This is a genomic window from Flavobacterium sp. PL11 (assembly GCF_035985025.1).
GTDB lineage: Bacteria > Bacteroidota > Bacteroidia > Flavobacteriales > Flavobacteriaceae > Flavobacterium.
In genome coordinates this window covers 1-24,949 of the sequence record NZ_JAXCIA010000031.1, presented here as the reverse complement: position 1 = coordinate 24,949, position 24,949 = coordinate 1, and the positions used below count along the sequence as shown (strand labels likewise).

Below are 24,949 nucleotides of genomic sequence, written 5' to 3'. Positions count from 1 at the left end.
AAAACATGAGAATTTTAAATTCAAAGGAAATTATACTATTATTTTTCATTACATTTCTAAAAGGAAATGTAATGCTTGCCCAACAAATGCCTCAGTACACGAATTATATGTATAATCCTAGTGCAATAAATCCTGCTTTTGCAGGCCATAGAGACAAATTAAGCGCTACTATTATCCATAGGTCACAATGGCTGGGATTTGAAGGCGCTCCTGTTACAGACGCTTTTTCGGTAAATTCGCCATTTAACAACGGAAAAATAGGTTTAGGCATAAATATAACGAGTGATGCGACAGCATTAACAAATAATACTTCAATTAACGGAGACTTTTCATATACAATCTTTGGTCAGAAATCAAATTTAACATTTGGAGCGAAGGTTGGATTACAGCGATACAGTTTAGATAAAAATAAATTAAAATTGGAAGATCAAACTGATCCTGATTTTCTAAGTTTTAAAGATGCAACATCGCCGCAAATTGGGTTTGGATTAATGTATAACACATCAAATTTAACTTTGGGGATTAGCGTACCAAATGTCTTGGAGAAAGAATATTCACAGTCACTTGAAAATATATATATTAACTCTGAACGACGAAATTATTATTTGTCAGCAGCATATAATTTCAATATTTCGCCGAATACACTTTTAAAAACTACGGCACTATCAAAACTAGTTATAGGAGCTCCACTACAACTGGATTTTTCAGCTAATTTTTTACTTTATCAAAAATTAACTATAGGATTAGGCTATAGACCGGATGCTGCAGTTAGCGGATTACTAGGATATCAACTTTCAGATTCGTTTATGATAGGTTGCGCTTATGATTACGATACTACAGATTTTACAAATGTCAATTCAGGTAGTGCCGAATTTATTGTGCGTTATGAAATCAATTTAAAACCAACCAGTTTAAGGATTTTAAATCCAAGAATATTTTAATTCATAAAAAGAGAGAAAATGAGAGGATTAAGTATATTAATTATGATTTTTATTTTGACAATCAATAAGTCGTATTGTCAAACTGAGAGAGCCATAAAAGAAGCCGATAAAAAGTTTGCAAATTTTGCTTTTGTTGATGCGCGTGAGGTATATCTTGAAGTTGTAAAATCAGGATATAAGTCAGAGAACATTTATAAAAAACTTGGTGATTCATATTACTTTAATAATGATCTCTTGAATGCCCTTCCGTGGTTTGAAAATTTATATAATTTTCAAAAAAAAATAGAGCCAGAATATCTTTTTAGATATGCTATGGCTTTGAAAAGTAACAAAAGGTACGAAGCAGCCGAAAAAATCCTTCAAGAATATTATCTAGCCACGGACCCTAATTTTAATAATGATAAAAGAAATGATCTAAAGAATATTAATGATATAATAGCACTTAATAAAAACAAATTTAGTATTGAGAAAATAGCTATTAATTCAGTAAATTCTGACTATTCTCCATCATACTATGGATCTAGCCTTGTCTTTTCATCGAATAGAAAAGATAAAAGTAAATCCAGCCAAAAAATTCACAAATGGAATAACGAACCATTTTCTGATTTATATATGGTTCTCATAAAAAAAGACAATATTTTAGATTCAAAAGTTGAAAGATTTAGTGAAGAAATAAATTCATTATATCATGAATCTTCAGCTACTTTTACTAATGATGCAAACACGATTTATTTTACTAGAAATAATTTTAATAATAATAAATATAAGGTTAATTCAAATGGAGTGAATTTGTTAAAGATATTTGTATCTACTAAAAATAAAGAGGGAAAATGGAGAATTCCTGTTGAACTTCCTTTTAACAGCAACGAATATTCTTGTGCGCACCCTGCATTAAGTCCTGATGAGAAAAAATTATACTTTTCTTCAGATATGCCTGGAACTATTGGAATGTCGGATATTTTTGTAGTAGATATTAATGGGGATGGATCTTATGGCATACCCAGAAATCTAGGTAATAAAATAAATACAGCTGCACGTGAATCCTATCCTTTTATATCAAAGAAAAATCAATTATTTTTTTCATCAGATGGTCATAATGGTTTGGGAGGATTTGACTTATTTGTAACTGAACTTAAAAATGATGAAGTTGTCAATGAAATTATTAATTTAGGATCACCTATAAACAGTACTACTGATGACATTTCTCTGATCTTAGACACAGATGATAATACAGGATTCTTTTCCTCTAACAGAAAAGATGCCTTTGGCTCCGATGATATTTACAGTTTTAAATTATCTTCTGCTTTAGTTTCCTCATGCAAGCAATATCTTTCTGGTGTAGTAGTTGATAAAAATTCTAAGAATAGATTAAATAATGTTACAGTACAACTCTTTGAAGATAATTTACAGCTTGTAAAAACTATAACTACAAATGAAAAAGGAGAGTATGCATTTGATTTAGATTGTAATAAACAATATAACATTAGATTTTCATATCAAGACTTTCAAACATCTGAAAAAACAATTAACGCTGATTCACAATTTGAAAAAAAAATAAAGTATGATGTAGCACTTCAAAAAGGAAAACTTTTGGGAAGAGAAAGTATTACTTATGGAGATGACTTATCCAAATATTTAGAATTAGATCCTATTTACTTTGATTTTGATAAAACAAATATAAGACCTGATGCTGCAGTCGAATTACAAAAAGTAATATCATTCCTTAAGATCAATAAAACGATCAAAGTAGATATTAGATCGCACACTGATAGCCAAGGAGAAAGAGCTTATAATTTAAAATTATCAGGACAAAGAGCACTTTCTACTTTAAACTATTTTATCAAAAATGGAATTGAAAGATCAAGATTAAAAGCAAGAGGATACGGAGACACCCAGCTAGTAAATGATTGTGTTTATGGTACAGTGTGCTCCGAAGAAGATCACCAGTTAAATAGAAGATCAGAATTTATCGTGGTCAGTGATAATGAAGATGCTTCATTTGAAAACGCTAGTATTATAAATAATGTTTCAGAAAATAGAAATAAAGCAACTAATTCAGTTATGAAAAATGATAATGTAATTTCATTATCTAATTCGCTAATAAGTAGTAACGAATATTATGACTTTACGGGATCAAATTTAATTTATTCTGTACAAGTGGGAGCTTTAATAAAGCCAGATAACGCTTCTTTTAATAATATTAAAGTTCCAATTTTTAATTACAAATATCAAGATGGATTTACTCGTTTTTTCTCGGGTACATTTATAAATGTTAAAGACGCTCAGGACTATAAAACAACGCTAACAAAAAAGGGAATAACAAATTTATTTGTTGTGAAATTAAAAGGAAATCAAATCTTACCGCTGTAATTGACTAATCCATAATTTATAAAACCATAAATCTTGCTTATCAATTACTTTAACTTATATCCTGAATTATAGAAATAATTACTATTTAATTTGAATCTTGTGATGCGAAAATATAATATAATAATTATCCGTAAGGATAATTTATACAAACGTAGGCCGAATAACTATGTACTTTCATTTTAATCCTTATTAAATGAAATAGTGCTAAGTTCTTATCAATCTTATCTGGCAACAAGACATAGATTTAAAAAAATATAATAGAGAATATGCTTAGAGGTACGTTTTATTTATTATGAAGATTATAGTCCTCTATTTATAAGGTACTTACATTAATATGTCGTATTTAAAAAACGAACATCTAGTAACTTACTACTGCTAAATCAACGGACTTATTAATTTTACTTTTCATAACTCAGCGTATTTTGTATTAAAGTTAAACAAGTAACTAAAAATGTAAATAAGTTTATTTTCAAATATCTCAGTTAAAATTGATACATATAATACGTCACAATTATAAAAAATATAACTGGTGTCTAAAAATATTAAGTAACAGTAATTGTATAATGTCGTATTTTTAAATATAACAAAAAGAATTTAACAAGCTGAATTTTAGTTGTTTTTCCTAATATTGATGCTTTTGACTTTACGACTTTTAAACTTTCGACTTACTTATATGGTGATTATTTTTCTTTAAAAACAAAAAAACCCGCTACGTGCGGGTTTTTTACTATCTATCTCATTGTTTTAATTATTGTGCAAATTCTAACTTTTTTAGCTTATTCCAACCACCACGTGTAAAATCAGGGATCTCAACCGGCGCTGAACTGTTATCAAGAGAAATTTCAGTTAATGGGGCAAGGCAAGACCATTCCGCTAAATCATAGACATCCATGTCTAACGGAAGACCTTTTTGTAAGCAATAGATCAAACGATAATCCATGATAAAGTCCATACCGCCATGACCACCTACTTTCTTAGCTTGTTCTTCTATATCTTTAACAATAGGATGCTTGTATTTTTCCATTAGCGCTTTTTTCACTTCTTCAGGAACAAAACTGTGTGCATTTAAATTCTCATGATTGGGAGTTACATCAGTGCCAATAGTTTTTGAATCTAATGCATATCCTTCTTTTGGATACTTATTAGCAAATCCTTTAGTACCGCTCAATTGATACATACGACTATAGGGACGAGGTGAAGTTACATCATGTTGAATTTGAATTGTTTTTCCTTTTTCAGTACGAATCATAGTCATGGTATGATCTCCGTTTCTAAAATCTTTTACATCTTCACCCGTTTTCTCTTTGATATAAGCTGGATTCCCAACTGCTTTAGTATCCATAGAAACTAGATAATTCATTTTATCACCACGGTGAATATTCAGTGCTTGAGCAGCTGGCCCCATTCCATGGGTAGCATAAATGTCACCACGATGTTTTTTGTTGTAGTCCATTCTCCAGTTATTCCAGTAAGCACCCCAAAAAGGTTGTAAGCCGTGAATATAAGCTCCCTCAGCATGCATAATCTCGCCAAACAAACCTTGTTGAGCCATATTTAATGTAGTCAATTCAAAGAAATCATAAACACAATTCTCAAGCATCATACAATGCTTACGTGTTTTCTCAGAAGTATTGATGAGATCCCAAATTTCGTTCATGGTCATAGCACCCGGCACTTCAATGGCAACATTTTTACCGTCCTTCATTGCTTGCACACCCATTTTTGCATGATTTTTCCAATCTGTTGCTATGTAAACTAAATCTACATTAGGTAGAGCAGTAACTTTGCGCCACGCCTCTTCACCATAAAATTCTTGCGCTTGAGGTAAACCCGCTTTTACTAATATTTTATTAGCCGACTTCGTTCTTTCTTCTGTCAAATCACAAAGCGCTACAATTTCGACACCAGGAATGTGTGTCATACGCTCTACGGCACCTGGACCTCTCATCCCAAGGCCAATGAAAGCAACACGCACGGTAGGAATTGGATCAATTGCTAAACGCAATACATCAGTTTGCCCTTTTGCGCGCTTGGGAGTTGGCGTTTTTATCATTTGGGCTGACATATTCGCCCATCCTACAAATAGACAAGCTATCAGGAAAAATTTAGAAATAGTACTTTTCATATTAATTTAATTTAGTTTTTGTTTTAAGATATATTCGAGGTTCGTGATTCGTGGTTCGTGATTCGTGAATCGTGGTTCGTGAATCGTGATTCGTGATTCGTGAATCGTGAATCGTGGTTCGTGAATCGTGAATCGTGATTCGTGAATCGTGATTCGTGATTCGTGATTTGTGATTCGTGAATCGTGATTTGTGATTCGTGATTCGTGATTCGTGATTTGTGACTAATTATTCTTGATTCTTGCTTCTTATTTCTTGCTTCTTTATTCTTGCTTCTTATTTCTTGCCTCTTATTTCTTGCTTCTTTATTCTTGCTTCTTTATTCTTGCCTCTTGCTTCTTGCCTGTTGCTTCTTGCCTCTTGCTTCTTGCTTCTTTATTCTTGCTTCTTTATTCTTGCTTCTTTATTCTTGCTTCTTTATTCTTGCTTCTTGCTTCTTGCCTCTTGCCTCTTGCCTCTTGCCTCTTGCCTCTTGCCTCTTGCCTCTTGCTTCTTGCCTGTTGCTTCTTGCCTCTTGCCTCTTGCTTCTTGCCTCTTGCTTCTTGCTTCTTGCTTCTTGCTTCTTACCTCTTGCTTCTTGCTTCTTGCCTCTTGCTTCTTGCTTCTTGCCTCTTGCTTCTTGCCTCTTGCTTCTTGCCTCTTGCTTCTTGCTTCTTGCTTCTTGCTTCTTACCTCTTGCTTCTTGCCTCTTGCTTCTTGCTTCTTGCCTCTTGCTTCTTGCTTGTTGCTTCTTGCTTCTTGGTTCTTGATTCGTGGTTCGTATTATTATTTTATTGTTGATAAATATTATTGGGGTAATTCAGCAAAATTTATATTTGGTTTTAGTCCATTTAATGGTCTGGTAAACAAAATTCCTGTTTTAGTATAATCATTGTAAAATCCTCCATTTTTTAAATAAAATCCATCGCCACTTAAGCCACCTGAATAATCTAATCTATAACCTTGTTTGGCTGTATTGTCAGCCGTGAACTTGGCTTTATTTAGTTCGTTCCAATTTCCCTTATCATCGCAAAACCATTGATTATTAAAAACAACCATCCGAGAAAAATCTCCTTGTTCTGGTACGAAATTTTCTAAAAAAGAATGAAAATTTTTTAAATAGGTATTCGTTTGTGGCCGACTGAAACTGGCAATTAACTTCCAATAATTGATTTCAGGAGCAAAAAAATAAGCTGTGTAAACCGTAGCATTATTTCCGTCAGGGGTTCCTCTCAATAAGAACTTATAGGTATTACCCGCTATCCAATTGTATTTTAAATAACTTTGTCCTCCCGAACCTTCATTTCCAAATTCTCCAGTGGTAACATTATCACCTTTTTTCAATAATTTGATTTTATGTGATTCAGGAATATTTTTAGGATCATCTGTAGAGAAAGGACTCCAAACTGAAAATAAAACTCTTCTTTCTTTTTCAGAATTCACCTGAATACCAAAATAGCCCTCCCCAAAACCATTAGCCATAAAATAAGAACCTATTTTATCTTCCCCAGCCGGTACAGTAATTTCATTATAGTAATATTCAGCATTTACGTTTTCTGGAGCTTGATAATTTAAATGAACAGACGCACCACGTCTGCCCCAGTGATAAAATTCTCCTTCATTATTAGGAACAAAAGCAATAGTTCCATTGTAATTTTCAGCGCTTACCCCTAAATAACTTAATGCGGGGAAATTACTTTTCGTTCTAGAAATGCCCTTAATGACTAATGCTACATAACCTTCTTTTTCAATCTTATAAGTCCCAACCTCAATAACTTGTTTTGTTTTAGATTCCTCCATCTTTACTTTTTTACGAGCATTATCAATTGAAAATTCTAGTTGTGATTTTCCAAAAATAGCGGTAGGATTTTCTATGGTAATTTTGAAATTACCTGGTTCAGAAACTTTAAAGTAAACCGTAAAATATTCTGAAGAATCAGTCCAATTCTGTATTCCGTTATTTGTAATTGTCCTTTTGCCCTCTAAATGATTAGAACTATAGGCGTTACCAGCTAAAGGGATTAGGGTTTTATTTTGACTATCCTGTGCATTGATATTCATCCCCTGAAGTATGATAAAAAAACACGCAAAACATTTTAATAGTTTATTCATACTTACAATTATTTAAAATTATTCAAATAAATATTTATAGCCAATTTTTATTTTTATTGTTTAGACATCTAACGACGCATTAATTCTTTCAAAATTTTGACTAAAGTGGTTAATGCTATTTAATTCTAAAATTGAGAATTTGCAACTGATTAATTATGAATAATCGAATAATCAATTCTCGGTTATTGTAAATTTGGATATCTTACAATCTAGGTAGAATTAATTTCACTCTACTAATTTAAATCATGAACTATTTTTAATAAAATTATATTTCTCTTAAAATCTTATTAGTTCGATAGTTTATTAAAAATCAAATATAAAACATAGTTTTATAAAAACTTACCAGTACCTACCAGTTTTTTTTTCAAAGAGTGAAGCATCGAAATTTTAATAAAAGTGGCATTTAATATACAAACAATTTGTAGATAATAGTTCGGATTAACTGATGATGTAGCTAATAAAAAAGCAAACGCAGACTATTGTAAATAACTAGAAGTAAAAAAAGACTTTAATAAAGGAAAAACTAAAATAGACTACTCTTATTTTAGATTACGTTATATAAAATTATAGAGCTTTACATTAAATACTTCTTTAAAAAACAATACAAACTAAAACTGATACTTCCCACCTAAAAAAATATTTCTACCTGAAGCATTTATACCAGAAGCAAAAGTGCGGTATTGTATATCCAAAATATTTTCAATCCCGCTAAAAAATGTATATTGATTTGACAATAACAATGTTGCTTTTAAATTATAGGTTTGCCATGATAGTGTACCTCCTATAGGTGCGTATTTCAAGTTGTCTTCGCCACTTGGAGAATATTCACTTAACTTTTTCTTATCATTATAAAGCATATATAAATCTAAATTGAGTAAATCACTTTCATATTTTAATCCTGCTTTTCCATAGTAAGGCGCAATATGATCTAAAGGTTCTTTTTCATTATCATGCTGCACACGACCGTGAGTAAAATTAAAAGTTCCATATAACAACAATGATTTGGTAATATAACTTTTTACAGTAGAGGAAATGCCGCTAATGGCACCATTTCCTTGATTTTGATTCGCATAAATTAAACTGTTTTCTCCCTCATAAATGATAGATGATTGACCATTTAAAAGGTATGGACTTATAATAATTGCATCATAGAGTCGGGTGTAATAAAATACATTTTCAAGTTGAAATTGCTTTCCTTTCCATAACGTGATGCTTAAATCAGCTGTTACTGATTTTTCTGGCTTAATATTTTTATTTGGTACAATCAAAGTTCCAGCGGAAGAGTCAAAGATTTTAGCTAAATCATCAATATTAGGCACTCGGAAACCAGAGGCTAAATTAAAAGCAATCTTACTGTTTTTACTAGCATTATTAACAATACCAACTGCACCACTATAAATAAGACTTTCTTGGGACATAGTTGTGTATGGTAATTTCAAAAAATTTGTAGCAATTTCACTATTTAATGTGGTGTATCCAGCTCTAGCGCTAGCGTTATAAGAGGCTGTTTTTGTGATATCGTTGCTATATGAAATAAAACCTTCTGCTCTAAATGTATTGTTCTTTCCATCTGGATATCGCGAATCAGTAACAGTTTCTGCATAGGTAACTATATTTTTCTTTACACCAGTCGAATTTAAATCATCATAATAAATGTCAGCACCATAAATAAAGTCTCCTTTTCCAATCTTTGTTCTAAAATCAGCATTAATTGCAAAAACTGAAACGTTGTCTACTCTTGAACTTTGATTTGGATTACCAAAGTTACGATTGATTCTACTTTCTTCGATGTTTTGATAACTAGCCGTAAGATTTAAATCGCTATTTAGAAAAACTTTCTTTTGACTTAATTTATAAGCAGAAAGTAGTCTTTTTTGAGGTCCATAATTCCAAGTGGCAAACTTAAGTTTCCCCTTAGAGGTAAGATCAGTTAGCCTATCGTATCGCGGCACATCACTAGAGTTAGAATACTGAAAATTTAAACTATGTTCTGTATTTTCATTTTGTTGATAAATAATTTTTTGTAAAAAATCATATTGCTTATAACCAGAAAATTTCTGAACATAGCGGCTGTCATTAAGTACTACCTCATCTACTCCATTATTTGTTTGAACAAATGTTGGTCTTTCGCCAAAAAAATCATTAGAACCATTTTTGCGCTTTCCCATCTTTAAGTCGCCATAATCGTTATATGAAAATGAAGTTAAAGAAGCCCACTTTTCAGTAGCATAATTCAAATCTAAGTGTCCTAAAAAACCATTATTGGAAGAGCTATAATTAGATATAAAATTACCAGTTAATTTCTTGCCATTGGATTCCGAAAGCAATTTAGGATCTCTAGTTTGAAAATAAATCGCTCCACCAAGAGCATCACTACCAAAAATAGTTGAAGATGGTCCAAATAGCACATCAATACTTTCTAAAATATTTTTATCTACTGTAATACTATTTTGTAAATGTCCAGCCCTATAAATTAAATTATTCATTCTAATTCCATCCACTACTAATAATATCCTACTCGCTTCAAAACCGCGGATATTTGGGCTACCACCACCTTGCTGTGATTTTTGTACCGCCAGTATTCCTGAATTTGCGAGTACATCGGGACTGGTTTGGAAATTCCCTGTTTCCATTTCGATTTTAGAAATACTTTCCACCTGCTGAGTAACTTTCCTTTTTGGCTTTGCAAAACGCTGCGTACTGATAAGGATTGCATCTAATTTTATTGAACTCGTAGTGTCTTTTTTGGTTTGCGAAAAACTAGTAATGGAACAAAGCAATAGTATCAGTAATAAAGTTTTCCTCATTTTCAAAAATTTAAATCAAATTTTAATGATAGCAAAGATGAACATTTATTAGTAAGTAAATTAGCTTTTATAGTCGGTTTTATTGTTCAGATAATGAATTTTTAGAATAATTTGGATACTAATTAATAATAAAAATACAATGGATTAAAAACTGAAAATTTTAAAAATCACATACTAACTTTTTGATCAGATCCTAATTTTAGTGATCGCTCGCTTATTTTCAGACTGTATCATTGCATAACACTAAATGTAATTATTGCAGTAGGGAATAATATTATGATATTAATTTTTAGTGCAAATTTTAAAATGTAATTCATAAAATAACGAATTATATTATTGGAAAATCCCGTCAGTCAAAAATTGACAAAACGGGAAGTTACATTCTGTGTACCTTCTACCACATTATTTGAAATTTTCTTGCATAATTTGATCTGGTTAGTAGTTTGTTTTTTAAAATTTTGTTGCTGTATAATTATATGTTGATTTTAATAAATAACATTTTTAATATTGAGGCAACCAAAAAACACTTTTAAATAGTAATAAAATAAATAAAAATGTTTTTTCGATTACCTCAATTATAATTCTTTCTCTAAACCAATTCAAATCGAAAGAATATTTTTTCAATGCTAACTTGTAAATTATTTTTTTCAAAAAGCGCAAAATCAATTATAAATTATTAATTCTCCTACCTATTAATTTTCGAATATAAATACTTTTATTTAATGTACCGTTTATTTATAAATTTCGTGTTCGTACACATTAATTTGGCTATTAGAATAATTATTTAAAGATTAAACAAATAAACATTATAATATGAGATTCATTTAAAGGAATCGGAATAGTTAAAATTTTAGCATAAATTATAAAACTTATAGAAATAAATAAACGATCTGTTTTTTTAAAACGTTATTTAATAATTCAAATATAAATATATGTTTGTTTAATTGTAAACAGTACCTACCAGTTTATTTATAATCTTTATTGTTTTAATTACAATTTAAGACTTAGGAAAAGTTTTAGAAGTTGCGGAGCCTTATATAACACGCGCTAAAGGGTGTTAAAAAGCGTTAAAGAGCGTTAAAAAACTCTTAATTAAAATATATTTTTTTAATTTTTGATTTTTAAAAACACTTTATCGATACCTACCACTTTTACTTTTTAATAAAAAACACTCTTTATAACTGTTAAAGCAATTTTCAATATAAAATAGGATAACAGCTTTTTAAAGCTTAATTTAATTGAAGAAGGGTAGGTCTGAGGTTAAATGATTTTTAAGAGAAACAATATTAATAGTTTACGAGCTATAAATTGACAAAAAAATCATGCAACTATTATAAAAAAGTGCATAAAATGATATCTATTTGCAAGACTCATTTCAAACTAAAGAAATTTAAAAATATTTTTTTTTATTTTTAATCTAAATAAAATCTAGCGTTTTCGGTATTTATAATATCAATAGGCAGCAAACTTATCGCTGGAATTTTTTTGCCAAATACAAAATGCTCAATTAAATGCATCACTCCAAGATAGGCTTGACGTTTAGGATTTTGGTGAATTAAAAAATTAATTACGCCTTGATTAAGATAATTTATGTTTTCAGATATCAAATCATAACCCACAATAGAAATGTCTAATCGGTTTGCATCAATAATAATGTTGGCTATCTGATACGCTTTTGAAGTGGTTACAAAAACACCATTTAATTTCGGATTTTGATTGATAAAGGCATTAAATTTCATTTCGATATTCGAATCCTGTAATTGTATGGTAGAAATTAAAGAGTCATTGAATTCTTTTTCGCTAAAGTAATTTTTAAATCCTTTTTCTTTTTCTTGCATAAAAACAGAGTTCTCATATTTTTCATTGACGTGTACAATTGCGAATTCACCTTTACTTTGTAGAACATCCAATAATTTAGCGGCTACTCTTCCACTCTGCTGCAGATCTTGTCCAACAAAATTTATATTGTCTTGAAATAAAATTTGATTATTGAATGTGCTGACACATATTCCTTGATCTAAAAATTTTTGCATTGCTGTTACAGCTTCTTTGTAAAATAAAGGAGCTAGCAATATACCATCAGGAGCCAAAGTTAAGACTGATTCAGTTACGTTAATAAATGATTCAGTACTGTCAGGATTAAAATAATGAATTTTTATGGATAAGTTGAAAGCCTTTGATTCCTTGATAGCCTCTTGGATCCCGTTTATACTTGGTACCCAATAAGGATCAAAAGCTGGATCAGGTAAAACAACAATAATATAATATATTTTATTGTTTTTTAAATTTCTAGCGATAAGATTAGGCTCGTAATCTATCTCATTCAAAACGGAATTTACACTTTCAAAAGCTTTTTGTGAAACTTTCCCTCTGTTATGCAAAACTCTGTCAACTGTTCCCTTAGATACTCCAGCTAATAAAGCGATATCTTTTATTGTAGGTTTTTTATCCATAAGAGGCAAATATATAAAAGTATTTGTGCTTGATAATGAAAATATACGATAATACTAAAAATGTAAAACTATTGCTTTTATTTTATCAATCTACATTGAAAACTAATTAATACACCTTTTATAAAGAATATCTACTATTTCAAGACAGAAAACAGAAAATATCAATTAACAGAGTTTGATTCAAAGATTTATTTTGATCTCAGGTGATAAGTATTTTTTATAATTCCAAATTACTATTTTAAATGATTTACCATAGAATAAATCGTGACTTTCTATGCTGCCTTTATAAAAAAAAAGATTTTAATTTTTTGAAATAGCTTCTTCTTCGCATCTACAAAATCAGCAATTTTGAATTTTTGAATTGAAAAAATGAGATGCAAAATTAAGATATTTAAAAGATATTTCTACACCCCTATCATTTATAACAATTTGTGTTTTATATTGTCTATTGTAGAAATTGATGTTAACCTTAAACATTGATTAATATTTATTAAATGGTCTTTATTTTGTGTTCGAACACATTTTTAGCTTTTTATTTGTTTTATTATAAATTTATCAATAGTTTCGTATCGCAAAATATTAAAAAATATTTTTTTATGGTAAACATATTGTGTTTTGTATAAGTATAATATCAGAAAAATATTAAATTAGTCCATTTTTAACAAATTTAAAGTGAAAGAAATTATATCATTAGCTCCGGGCAGAACATGCCTTTTTGGAGATCATCAAGATTATCTTGGTTTACCTGTAATTGCATGTGCCATTAGCCGAAATATAAAATTAACAGCGCTAGAAAACGATACACAAGTTTTTAAATTAAATATGATCGACATCGATCAAGTTCGTATCATCGATATTAATCAAATATTCCATCAACTAGAACCACGAGACTATTTTTCGTCAGCATTACGTGTTCTTAGAAGACATGGTTGTGTTCCTAATGTAGGATATGATATTACTATTACTGGTGATATTCCAATTAATTCTGGCACATCTAGTTCGTCAGCACTTTTATTAGCATGGATTAATTTTCTAGTAACTGCTTATGGAGTGGACAACAAAGTAACACCTGAATTCATATCAAATATTGGCTATCTTTCGGAAGTTGTGGAGCATGGAGAGCCAGGAGGAATGATGGATCATTATAGTATCGGAGTGGGTAATATTGTTCATATCGATACAAGAAACCCATTTTCTTTCACCGTTATTGGCACTGAATTAGGTGGGTTGATTACAGGTGTTTCTGGAGTTCCTAAAGAAACAATTGGATTAATTGGTGATTTAAAAGGGAATGCGTTGATGGCTATTGGCACTGTGAAAGAGCATTTTCCAGATTTTGATTTAAATACCACTGAAATTGAAGATTTAAATAAATATCGCAACTATTTACCAGATCGCCTAATTCCGTTTTTTGAAGCAGCAATAAAAAATCACCATTATACAAAAATGGCTTTGATTGAGTTCCAAAAACCAACATTAGATCTAAAAAAAATAGGTGCGTTAATGAATCAGCATCACGCTGTTTTAAGAGACTTGTTAAAAATAACAGTTCCTAGAATTGATGATATGATCAATGCAGCTTTAAGAGCGGGAGCTTATGGTGCTAAAATTGTTGGTTCAGGAGGTGGAGGAAGTATCGTGGTTATGACCAAGCCAGGAAATGAAGCGCCAATAATAGAAGCTTTACTTGCAGCGGGCGCCGTAGGAGCTTATGCTGTAACTGTCGATCCAGGTGCTAGAATCCAGTAAAAATATAAATAAAAGATAAAAAGATATGCATGATAATTTAGTAGTATTAGCTGGCGGAGCTTCTTCAAGAATGAAAAGAAAAGTTGAATCAGACAACTTGACCGCTGAAGAAATTGCACAAGCTAACGAAAGAAGTAAAGGACTAATAGGAGTGGGACCTAATGGCCGACCGTTATTAGATTATCTTTTATTAAATGCCAAAAAAGCAGGTTATAAAAACATATATATTATTATAGGAGAACAAGGTGATTTATTTAAAGAATTCTACGGTACAGCGAATAAAAACAATAATTTCAATGGATTAAATATCTCCTTTGCCACTCAATATATTCCTGAAGGAAGAGTAAAACCTTTTGGTACTGCCGATGCTTTATTTCAAGCAGTAGAGCAATATCCAGAGCTTAATTCCCAGTCCTATTCTGTGTGTAATAGCGATAATTTGTACTCTACAGCTGCCTTATTAGCATTGAGAGAAACTACTAGCCCTAGCGCGTTTATTAGTTACGATAGGGATGCAATGGAATTTCCGCTAGAAAGAATTTCAAGATTTGCTATTGCTAAATTAAATGAAAACAATTTTTTATTAGATATTCTTGAAAAGCCGTCTGCTGATGTTTTAGAAGATTATAAGGATAACGAAGGGAAATTACGCGTGAGTATGAATGCTTTTAAATTCAGCGGTTCACTTCTATATCCTTATCTGAAAAATTGTCCTATTCACCCTGAAAGAGACGAAAAAGAACTTCCAACAGTACTTCTAAATTCGATAGAAGATCATCCTAATTCTGCTTTAGGAATTCCATTTTCTGAACATGTACCTGATTTAACTGCCAAAGAAGATATTGCAGAGGTAAAAGAATATTTAAGACAGCATTACCCTACTTTAGATTGGGAAGATTAAATCTATAAAATAACAATAGCACAAAGGATTTAATAATAAGTTAATAGAAAAATTAATGTCACAAACAACTACAAAAAACAATCTTGTACCCATTGCTATAATTGCTGGTCTATTTTTTATATTTGGATTTGTAACTTGGATTAACGGAGCTTTAATCCCATTTATGAAAACTATAAATGAATTAACAGATGCACAATCTTATTTCGTAGCATCTGCATCATACATCTCATTTGTGGTAATGGCTTTGCCTGCGTCCTACATACTTAATAAGATAGGATATAGAAAAGGTATGTCATTAGGTTTGGCTATTATGGGAATAGGAGCCTTAATATTTATACCAGCTGCTGAGGCAAGAACGTACTGGGTTTTTCTAACGGGAATATTTATTCAGGGAGTTGGAATGACTATTTTACAAACCGCTGCAAATCCATATATTACTATTTTAGGACCTATTGAAAGTGGAGCTAAGCGAATAGCAATTATGGGAATAGCCAATAAAACTGCTGGGGCTTTAGGTTCACTTATTTTTGGAGCTTTATTGTTATCTGGAATTGATGAAGTTCAAGAAAAATTAAAAGTTGTATCTGCTGCAGAGAAAGGCAGATTGCTAGACACCATGGCTGACAGTGTTTTTATGCCCTATATTATTATGGCAATTGTATTGTTTGTATTAGCTATATTAATAAGAAAAGCACCTTTACCGCATGTAGAAGCCGCAATTATCGAAGAAGAAAATGATGGTACAAATGTTAAAACAAGTATATTTCAATTTCCACATTTATGGTTAGGCGTTTTATCATTATTTGTATATGTGGGAGCCGAAGTTATTGCAGGTGATACCATTATATCCTACGGTATTTCTCTAGGTTTTACCGGTAACGAAGCAAAATTTTTTACAACTTATACGCTTTTGGCGATGGTCATCACTTATGCCATAGGAGTATTTTTAATTCCTAAATACTTAAAACAAGGAACAGCACTTAAGATTAGCGCAACTTTAGGTATTATCTTAAGTATTTGTATATTATCCACTACAGGTTTTACCTCTATCTTGTTTGTGGCTGCGCTTGGTGTAGCCAATGCATTAGTTTGGCCTGCAATATGGCCTTTAACACTAGAGGGACTTGGAAAATTTACAAAAACCGCCTCTGCTTTACTTATCATGGCAATTTCAGGTGGAGCTATTATTCCGCCACTTTATGGCAGATTAGTAGATGCAAGTAAAGATCAATTGATAGCTAATGGGGTAGAAACTGCTAATGCAACAGCAGCGGCTTCAACTAGTAGCTATTGGATCTTAATTCCTTGCTATGCAATTATCCTATTTTTTGCAATATGGGGTAAAAAATATAAAAGTTGGTCAAAGAAGTAAATATAATGTAACTAAATATACACCTAAAAATGTTAAAAAGTAAGATAGATAAATTTTGTAATATGGGGTAAAAAATATAAAAGTTGGTCAAAGAAGTAAATATAATGTAACTAAATATACACCTAAAAATGTTAAAAAGTAAGATAGATAAAGCAACTGATTTCGAAAAAAGATTTGAAAATATTGATACGATTGTTTTCGAAAATTCATCGGAAGCTTCTAAAGCGGTTGCAAGACAAATTGCAAAACTTATCAAGTCAAAACAAGAAAGTAATAAAAATTGTGTTTTAGGTTTAGCGACAGGTTCCTCTCCAAAAGGATTATATGCTGAATTAGTTCGTATGCATAAAGAGGATGGGCTCAGTTTTAAAAATGTAATTACTTTTAATCTTGATGAGTACTATCCAATGGAACCTGATTCTATAAATAGCTACGTGCGATTTATGAAAGAATTATTATTAGATCAAATAGATATTTTACCTGAAAATTATAATATTCCTGATGGAACTTTGACTAAAGAACAGATCGCTGATTATTGTGCTAATTATGAGGATAAAATCGAAGCTTTGGGAGGTATCGATTTACAAATATTAGGAATTGGAGGAAATGGTCACATAGGATTCAATGAATCGGGTTCACTTCAAAATTCAAAAACAAGATTAGTTGCATTAGATCATATTACTAGAGTTGCAGCAAGTAAGGATTTCTCTGGATTAAATAATACGCCTAGAACTGCGATAACACTTGGTGTAAAAAAAATAATGGAAGCCAAACAAGTTATTTTAATGGCTTGGGGCGAAGGAAAATCAAATATTGTTCAAGCTTCTGCTGAGGGAACGGTTACTAACCAAGTTCCAGCTTCTTTTTTGCAAGAGCATAACAATGCCGTTTATGTGTTAGATAAAGAAGCCGCTTCTAAACTAACCAGAATTAATAGACCATGGCTAGTTGACAAAATTGAATGGACAAATAAGTTAATCAGAAAAGCTGTTCTAGGATTAGCCCTTGATCTTAAAAAGCCAATTTTGATGCTTACTGACGCTGATTATATTGAAAACGGTATGAGTGATTTACTCGCTGATTCAGGTCCTGCTTATGACATTAATATCAAAATATTTAATAATTTACAAAGCACAATTACAGGCTGGCCAGGTGGTAAACCAAATGCCGATGACTCAAATCGTCCTGAAAGAGCGGAACCAGCAAGAAAAAGAGTACTTATTTTTAGTCCGCATCCTGATGACGATATTATCAGTATGGGCGGAACTTTTATGCGTTTGCAGCAGCAAGGACATGAGGTTCATGTAGCGTATCAAACATCTGGAAATATTGCCGTTGCTGATGACGAAGCGCTTCGATTTGCACGGTTTGTATGTGACTATAATGAGAAATTTGGAATTGATAGTCCAGAGGCTAATGATATTTATAATAAGGCGATAGAATTTCTTAAAAATAAGAAAAACAGTGAAATAGACATTCCTGAAGTTCGTTATTTAAAAGGGCTAATTAGAAAAGGAGAAGCGCGATCCACTAGTAATTTTGTAGGTTTAACTGACGATCAAATCCATTTTATGGAACTTCCTTTTTATGAAACGGGAACTATAGAAAAAAAACCATTAGGAGCTGAAGATATTCAGTTGACAATGGATCTAATTGAAAAAATAAAACCACATCAAATTTATGCAGCTGGAGATTTAGCAGATCCACATGGAACGCATAAAGTGTGTTTAGATGCCATATTTGAAGCGGTAAAAAGCTTAAAATCAAAAGATTTTATGGCTGATTGCTGGGTGTGGTTGTATAGAGGCGCGTGGCAAGAATGGGGTATTGACGAGGTAGAAATGGCTGTCCCTATGAGTCCTGACCAAGTATTAGAAAAAAGACATGGAATCTTTAAACATCAATCTCAAAAAGATGGAGTTGTATTTCAAGGCTCTGATGCAAGAGAGTTTTGGCAAAGGGCAGAAGACCGAAATAAAGAAACTGCGGAACTGTACAATCAGTTAGGTTTAGCGAGCTATGCTGCTATGGAAGCTTTCGTTAGATGGCATTATTAATATTTCTGCAAAATTTTTGATTATCAAATGATTTTATAATTTAAAAAACTTCCTTTTATCAGGAAGTTTTTTTTGAAAGAAAATTAGTAATAGTCTTATCACTACTATTTTAGAGGCTTAAATTAAGAATAATTTACAGCGTTATTGATGAGAAGTTATAGTCTAGATACATGCTGAAAAAATAAATATAATTTTTATTTAAATTTACATAAAATAGTACCATTGAGCTATATAATTATTTATATTTGAAAACAATTTTTAAGGTAAAGTGACTAATTTAGTAAACAAAACAAACGAAAATGAAAAAAATAATCACATTGGTTGCAATTGCATTTTTCACAATTAATCTTAGTGCTCAGGAGGTAAAAGCTGTCGCTAAAGAAAAAGCTAAAAAAGAATCCTGTTGTGCAAAAAAAGACGCAAATGCTAAAGCTATGAGTTCAGCAGAGGTGGCTAAATGTCAAGCTAAATGCAAGGCTGAAGGTAAAAAATGCGAAACTGGATCAGGCAAAAAATGCTAATTTAAATTGCTATCTGTTTTAAAAACAAAAATGCCGCTCTATTTAGCGGCATTTTTATTGAAATTTTTGAAATTAATATTGATTTAAACGTTTTTTATAAAATAGTAAAGGCAAAAATTATTTAATTCTCACGCTCCACTCAAAATCCATTTCAGAAACTTGAACTCCTTTTTCATCAGTTGCAATAGACTTCATCCAAAAAGTTTGTCCTTGACCAGTTGCTATCGTTTCTTGAATGGCACGTTCTATTAAATGACCATCGTTGCACACAAAAGTTATTCTTCCTGTAGCTTTCTTTGTAAAATTCCCCTTATTATTCGCCACCAACATTGATATTTTTCGACCACTTTTTTGGATTTGATACATCACTAACGCGCCAGTTGATAATTCAGCAGCCATCGCTTGTACCGCAAAATACATTGAGTTAAAAGGATTTTGATTGATCCAGCGGTGTTTTACAGAAACTACACACTTATTTTCATCAATTGCTTTTACACGTACACCGCATATAAATGCTGAAGGGAGTTTAAGTAATAAAAATTGATTGAGTTTAAAGGATGTAAGTTTCATTATTAGTGGTTTTTTTTGCTAAAGTACAAAAAAACACTATGCATACATAATAAACCTATTTGTTAAAATTAAGTTAATTTTAAGTACTATGTAAAACAAGATACTGTCTTTTAGATATATATTTGTATAAGAAATTACTAGGTCACCTATAGTTATTTAATAATGAGTTTCAATCATCATCAAAAAATCAAAAAATCATGGAATCAACAACTGAAAAAAACATCGCTACATTTACGCATTTGAGTTCGCTTACTCAATACTTTATTCCTTTTGGGAATTACATTTTTCCAATCATCTTATGGAGCACAAAAAAAAATGATTCTGAATTTGTAGATCACAATGGAAAACAAGTTCTTAATTTTCAATTGAGTTTATTATTGTACTCATTACTATTACTAACGATTGCAATTCCAACATTACTAATTTCGATATTTAAAGACATGTCGCTTAATGCTTTAATGAACAGTCATAATTTTGAATTTTCGAATTTTAATTTTGGAGCAAATCTTGGTTTATTGACTATTGGGATAATATGCCTTACTATTTTTAGTCTTTTGAAAATAGCCGAGTTCTTTTTGATCATTTACGCTGCTATAAAAACTTCAAATGGTGAAAAATATCAATACCCAATTACGATTTCTTTTATAAAATAAGCTGAAAGTTATAACAAAGAATAGGCATCTTTAAAATACGAATCCCCTAGCCCCGATTGAAATGAAAATCCTTTTTTTTCGCTGCAGCGAAAAAAAAGATTGTAGTGAAAAGCGGGAAATAGCTTCAAAAAAAAAACATCAACAAGCTGGGTAATCAGACTGGCAAATCAATCAAGAAATGAACGGTTTAATCAACTAAAACAAAAATCGAATTATGAACATTGAAAACACAAAAGCTCAAATGCGCAAAGGTGTTCTCGAGTTTTGCATCTTATCTGTATTAAAAGAGAAAGATGCTTATACCTCAGAGATACTCGACACTTTGAAAAGCGCAAAATTGTTAGTGGTGGAGGGAACGATTTATCCATTGCTCACCCGACTCAAAAATGACGGTTTACTCAACTATCGTTGGGAAGAATCAACATCAGGACCTCCACGTAAATATTACGGTCTCACTGAAATAGGACAAACTTTTTTAAACGAACTTAATGGCACTTGGACTGAATTGTCTGACGCTGTAAACCTTATAACCAACCAAAAACAATAGTCATGAACAAAACTGTAAATATAAATTTAGGAGGAATGTTTTATCATATAGATGAAGATGCATACCAAAAACTAACGCGCTATTTTGACGCTATAAAGAGATCACTATCCAATTCATCTGGTCATGATGAAATTATAAAAGATATTGAAATGCGTGTGTCTGAATTATTACATGAAAAACAAAAAAATGAGAAAAATGTAATCACTCTAAAAGATGTAGATGAAGTGATAGCGGTTATGGGACAGCCTGAAGATTACATTTTAGAAGATGATACAACAGCTGAAACTGTTTATCGTTCGACAGCCAGAGGTACAAGAAAATTGTATCGCGACAAGGAAAAGGGAATGATTGGTGGTGTTGCATCGGGTTTGAGTTATTATTTTGGAGTGGATGCAGTTTGGATCAGAATTCTACTTATATTATTGGTTTTTGCTGGTTTTGGAACAGGAATTTTAGCCTATGTCATTCTTTGGATTGTAACTCCAGAAGCTGTCACCACATCAGAAAAATTAGAGATGACTGGTGAGCCCGTTACCATTTCGAATATTGAAAAAAAAGTAAGAGCTGAATTTGAAAATGTATCCGACAAATTCAAAAAGGGTGAGTATGATAAATATGGCAATCAGATAAAAACTGGGGCTGGAAAACTAGGAAACTCTTTAGGTGATTTTATAATGACCGTTTTCAAAATTTTTGCAAAAATATTAGGAATAATTTTGATCCTCGCTGGTCTGGCTATGATTATAGTATTTTTAGTAGGAGCGCTAACTTTAGGATCTGCTAATTTTAGTAATTTCCCTTTTCACCAATTCATAGAATCTGGAAATTTCACTGACTATCCTGTTTGGGTTTTTGGAGCATTAGTCTTTCTAGCGGTTGGTATTCCTAATTTCTTTGTAATGCTTTTAGGATTTAAATTAGTTTCACCAAACCTAAAATCAATTGGGAATATTGCTAAGTACACTTTATTAGCTATTTGGATTGTAGTTATTGCAGTTCTAATATCTATTGGTGTAAAACAAGCCAGTGCATTTGCAGTTAGCGGTAGAGTTGTAAAAAAAGAAATAGTAAATATTAGTCCAATAGATACCCTGCTTATTAAATTCGTACACAATAATTATTTTGCAAAAAATGTAAATGATCGCAATGAATTTATGGTTACACAGGATTCTATAGGAACTGACATTATATATTCTAATGAGGTGCGTTTAAAAATAGAACGAACAAATGACAAACTCCCTTACATTCAAATTGAAAAAGAGGCTAAAGGAAAATCATTATCAGAAGCTAAAAAAAGAGCTGAAAAAATAAGATATAGCTATAGAGTTGAAGGAACTTCGCTAATCTTTGACAATTTTTTATTGACTGACTTGAGAAATAAATACAGAGATCAAGAAATTGAAATCACTTTATTTTTACCAAAAGGAACTTTGCTTAAACCAGATGATTCAATGGAAAAATATGATAATACTGATAGCGATTATTTTTTATGGAATCTAAATTCAAGTAATGATATATATCGAGTAGAAGAGAATACCATACGTTGTATAAATTGCGACACTAATGAAAACCTGGAAAATAATAGTAATAATGCATCTGATAGTACACAAACTTCTATTACAATTAATGAAAATGGAGTTTCAATAAAAGCAGATACCCTTATTGAATCTAAGAAAAAATTCAAAGGACTGACTATAAATAAAGATGGAATAATAATAAAAACGAACTAACCAACTAACCATGATAAAAATAATCACATTATTGACAAAATTTATTTTAATTGTTCTAACAGCGATACTTTTTTCCTCTTGCAATCAATCCGGTAACTGGAATGCAATTGAAGGCAGTGGGAATATAACTACTGAAAAAAGAAATATTTCTGGTAATTTCACAAATGTAGAGGTCAACAATGGAATTGATCTCGTTATTGAACAATCAGAAACCACTGAAGTTACGGTTGAGACGGATGATAATTTGCAAGAATACATTACTACTGCAGTAGAAAATGGAACATTAATAATATCTTTTGACAAAAATTCATTTATTGATTTATCTACTAAAAAAGTGCGCGTTAAAATGCCTACAATAGAGGAACTAGAAGCGACAAGTAGTTCAAATATTAGCAGTAAAAATATAATATTAGGAGAAAACATTAGATTACATAGTTCCAGTGGTGGTACAATTAGGGTTGATCTTGAAGCCGATATAATTACTTGTGGTAGCAGCAGTGGCAGTAATATATTAATAAGTGGAAAAGCGCTAGAATTAAAAACTACTGCATCAAGTGGAAGCGATATAAAAGCCAGAAATTTATTAGCTAATCTCGTTAGCGCTGATGTTTCTAGCGGGGCAAGTATAAACGTTCATCCTATTATAAACTTGACAGCACAGGCGTCTAGCGGTGGTAATATCACTTATGTTGTTGAACCAAAAACGATTGATAAAAATGTTAGCTCTGGGGGAAGCGTTAACAAAGGATAACTTTTTCTTTAGCACAGTTTTTAAATATTCAAATGAATATTAATTAACGCAATGAATTGAAAATTGATTGATTATAAGTAAAAAAATCCCAATTAAAAATTGGGATTTTTTTTATTTCTTAAAGCGCTACTTATTCTTGTGCAGCTAAGTATCTTTCAGCGTCTAAGGCAGCCATACAACCTGTTCCAGCGGCAGTAATTGCTTGGCGATAAACATGATCTGCAGCATCACCAGCTACAAAAACACCTTCAACATTTGTCTTTGAACTTCCAGCAGTATTTATGATGTAACCTGTTTCGTCTAGATTTAAAAAGTCTTTAAAAATATCAGTGTTCGGTTTATGTCCTATTGCAACAAAAAATCCTGTTGCTTCAATATCAAAAGTCTCACCTGTTGTTTTATTCAAAGCTCTTACGCCAGTAACTACTTGATCATCTCCTAAAACTTCTACAGTATCGTGATTCATAAGAATACTAATGTTTTCGGTTTTACGAACTCTTGCTTCCATAATTTTAGAAGCTCTAAATTTCTCGCTACGAACTAACATTGTTACTTTTTTACATAATTTAGATAAATAGTGTGCTTCCTCACAAGCTGAATCTCCTGCTCCAACGATCACTACTTCCTGATTTCTATAGAAAAACCCATCACAAACTGCACAAGCAGAAACGCCACCACCCATTTTGAGATAATGTTGTTCTGATGGCAATCCTAAATATTTAGCTGAAGCTCCTGTAGAGATAATCACTGTTTCACAATGCAACTCTTTAACATCATTGATCCACACTTTAAAAACATCACCCGAAAAATCTACTTTAGTTGCCCAACCATCGCGCACGTCAGTACCAAAACGTTGCGCTTGCGCTTGTAATCCTACCATCATTTCAGGACCTGTGATTCCCTCCGGATTTCCAGGCCAGTTCTCCACTTCATTAGTTGTTGTTAGTTGACCTCCAGGCTGGATACCTTGATATAAAACAGGGAACATATTAGCCCTAGCAGCATAAATTGCAGCAGTATATCCTGCAGGACCAGACCCTATAATAAGACATTTAATTTTTTCGATTGTATCAGACATATTTAGATTGTATTATTTTTTTTGGGTACAAAAATAAGATTTAATTAATGCAAAAAAAAGCATCAAGCATCAGTTTTAATTATTCATTAATAGAAAAATCCCCTCTGTACTAAAACAGAAAGGATTCTTTATCGGGGTGTCAGGATTCGAACCTGCGGCCTTCCCGCCATAGCGGGACGCTATAACCAACCATATTAATTACAGTTTTACAGAAACCAAATGTCTTCTAAATACC

The 24,949-nt window shown here is 31.5% G+C and carries 17 protein-coding genes; 11 read left to right on the top strand and 6 right to left on the bottom strand.

Annotation, left to right across the window (positions count from 1 at the left end; all coding sequences use genetic code 11):
* Positions 1-5 precede the first annotated feature (5 nt).
* Positions 6-941 carry a PorP/SprF family type IX secretion system membrane protein gene (locus tag RCH18_RS13825; RefSeq protein WP_326937355.1) on the top strand — a complete coding sequence of 312 codons (936 nt, stop codon included), beginning with the start codon at positions 6-8 and terminating at the stop codon, positions 939-941.
* 18 nt (positions 942-959) lie between these two features.
* Positions 960-3,311, top strand: coding sequence for an OmpA family protein (locus RCH18_RS13820; protein ID WP_326937354.1), 2,352 nt, complete (start codon positions 960-962; stop codon positions 3,309-3,311).
* A 748-nt stretch (positions 3,312-4,059) separates the two neighbouring features.
* Here the strand turns inward: RCH18_RS13820 and RCH18_RS13815 are convergent.
* The 4 genes from RCH18_RS13815 to RCH18_RS13800 form a co-directional block, all read right to left on the bottom strand.
* The gene (locus RCH18_RS13815) at positions 4,060-5,376 is read right to left on the bottom strand and encodes a Gfo/Idh/MocA family protein (protein ID WP_442788162.1); all 1,317 of its coding nucleotides are present in this window, start codon (positions 5,374-5,376) and stop codon (positions 4,060-4,062) included.
* Between the two features lie 844 nt (positions 5,377-6,220).
* The gene (locus RCH18_RS13810) at positions 6,221-7,525 is read right to left on the bottom strand and encodes a DUF3472 domain-containing protein (RefSeq protein ID WP_326937352.1); all 1,305 of its coding nucleotides are present in this window, start codon (positions 7,523-7,525) and stop codon (positions 6,221-6,223) included.
* 608 nt (positions 7,526-8,133) lie between these two features.
* Positions 8,134-10,332 carry a TonB-dependent receptor plug domain-containing protein gene (locus tag RCH18_RS13805; protein ID WP_326937351.1) on the bottom strand — a complete coding sequence of 733 codons (2,199 nt, stop codon included), beginning with the start codon at positions 10,330-10,332 and terminating at the stop codon, positions 8,134-8,136.
* A 1,412-nt stretch (positions 10,333-11,744) separates the two neighbouring features.
* Complete coding sequence (locus RCH18_RS13800; RefSeq protein WP_326937350.1) at positions 11,745-12,785, bottom strand: LacI family DNA-binding transcriptional regulator; 1,041 nt, start codon at positions 12,783-12,785, stop codon at positions 11,745-11,747.
* Positions 12,786-13,457: 672 nt separating this feature from the next.
* Here RCH18_RS13800 and RCH18_RS13795 point away from each other — a divergent pair.
* The 5 genes from RCH18_RS13795 to RCH18_RS13775 all read left to right on the top strand — a co-directional run bounded on the left by RCH18_RS13795 (position 13,458) and on the right by RCH18_RS13775 (position 19,385).
* The gene (locus RCH18_RS13795) at positions 13,458-14,534 is read left to right on the top strand and encodes a mevalonate kinase family protein (protein WP_326937349.1); all 1,077 of its coding nucleotides are present in this window, start codon (positions 13,458-13,460) and stop codon (positions 14,532-14,534) included.
* Positions 14,535-14,559: 25 nt separating this feature from the next.
* Positions 14,560-15,435: a sugar phosphate nucleotidyltransferase gene (locus RCH18_RS13790; protein ID WP_326937348.1), complete on the top strand. Its 876-nt coding sequence runs from the start codon at positions 14,560-14,562 to the stop codon at positions 15,433-15,435.
* 55 nt (positions 15,436-15,490) lie between these two features.
* Complete coding sequence (locus tag RCH18_RS13785) at positions 15,491-16,807, top strand: sugar MFS transporter (RefSeq protein WP_326937347.1); 1,317 nt, start codon at positions 15,491-15,493, stop codon at positions 16,805-16,807.
* Between the two features lie 128 nt (positions 16,808-16,935).
* On the top strand, positions 16,936-18,864 hold the full coding sequence (gene nagB / locus RCH18_RS13780; protein WP_326937346.1) for a glucosamine-6-phosphate deaminase: 1,929 nt from the start codon (positions 16,936-16,938) through the stop codon (positions 18,862-18,864).
* Positions 18,865-19,163: 299 nt separating this feature from the next.
* Complete coding sequence (locus RCH18_RS13775; protein ID WP_326937345.1) at positions 19,164-19,385, top strand: hypothetical protein; 222 nt, start codon at positions 19,164-19,166, stop codon at positions 19,383-19,385.
* Between the two features lie 117 nt (positions 19,386-19,502).
* On the opposite strand, the gene RCH18_RS13770 is transcribed toward RCH18_RS13775, so the two are convergent.
* Positions 19,503-19,955, bottom strand: a complete 453-nt coding sequence (locus tag RCH18_RS13770) for a DUF4442 domain-containing protein (RefSeq protein WP_326937344.1) — start codon at positions 19,953-19,955, stop codon at positions 19,503-19,505.
* 197 nt (positions 19,956-20,152) lie between these two features.
* On the opposite strand from RCH18_RS13770, the gene RCH18_RS13765 reads away from it, so the two are divergent.
* From RCH18_RS13765 to RCH18_RS13750, 4 genes are all read left to right on the top strand, one after another.
* Positions 20,153-20,608, top strand: a complete 456-nt coding sequence (locus RCH18_RS13765) for a DUF4870 domain-containing protein (protein ID WP_326937343.1) — start codon at positions 20,153-20,155, stop codon at positions 20,606-20,608.
* 214 nt (positions 20,609-20,822) lie between these two features.
* On the top strand, positions 20,823-21,155 hold the full coding sequence (locus tag RCH18_RS13760) for a PadR family transcriptional regulator (protein WP_326937342.1): 333 nt from the start codon (positions 20,823-20,825) through the stop codon (positions 21,153-21,155).
* Positions 21,156-21,157: 2 nt separating this feature from the next.
* A complete protein-coding gene (locus RCH18_RS13755) occupies positions 21,158-22,885 on the top strand; it encodes a PspC domain-containing protein (RefSeq protein ID WP_326937341.1) in 1,728 nt (575 codons plus the stop codon).
* Between the two features lie 10 nt (positions 22,886-22,895).
* Positions 22,896-23,636, top strand: a complete 741-nt coding sequence (locus RCH18_RS13750) for a head GIN domain-containing protein (RefSeq protein ID WP_326937340.1) — start codon at positions 22,896-22,898, stop codon at positions 23,634-23,636.
* A 130-nt stretch (positions 23,637-23,766) separates the two neighbouring features.
* Here the strand turns inward: RCH18_RS13750 and trxB are convergent, their stop codons facing one another.
* A complete protein-coding gene (gene trxB, locus RCH18_RS13745) occupies positions 23,767-24,714 on the bottom strand; it encodes a thioredoxin-disulfide reductase (RefSeq protein ID WP_326937339.1) in 948 nt (315 codons plus the stop codon).
* Positions 24,715-24,949 lie beyond the last annotated feature (235 nt).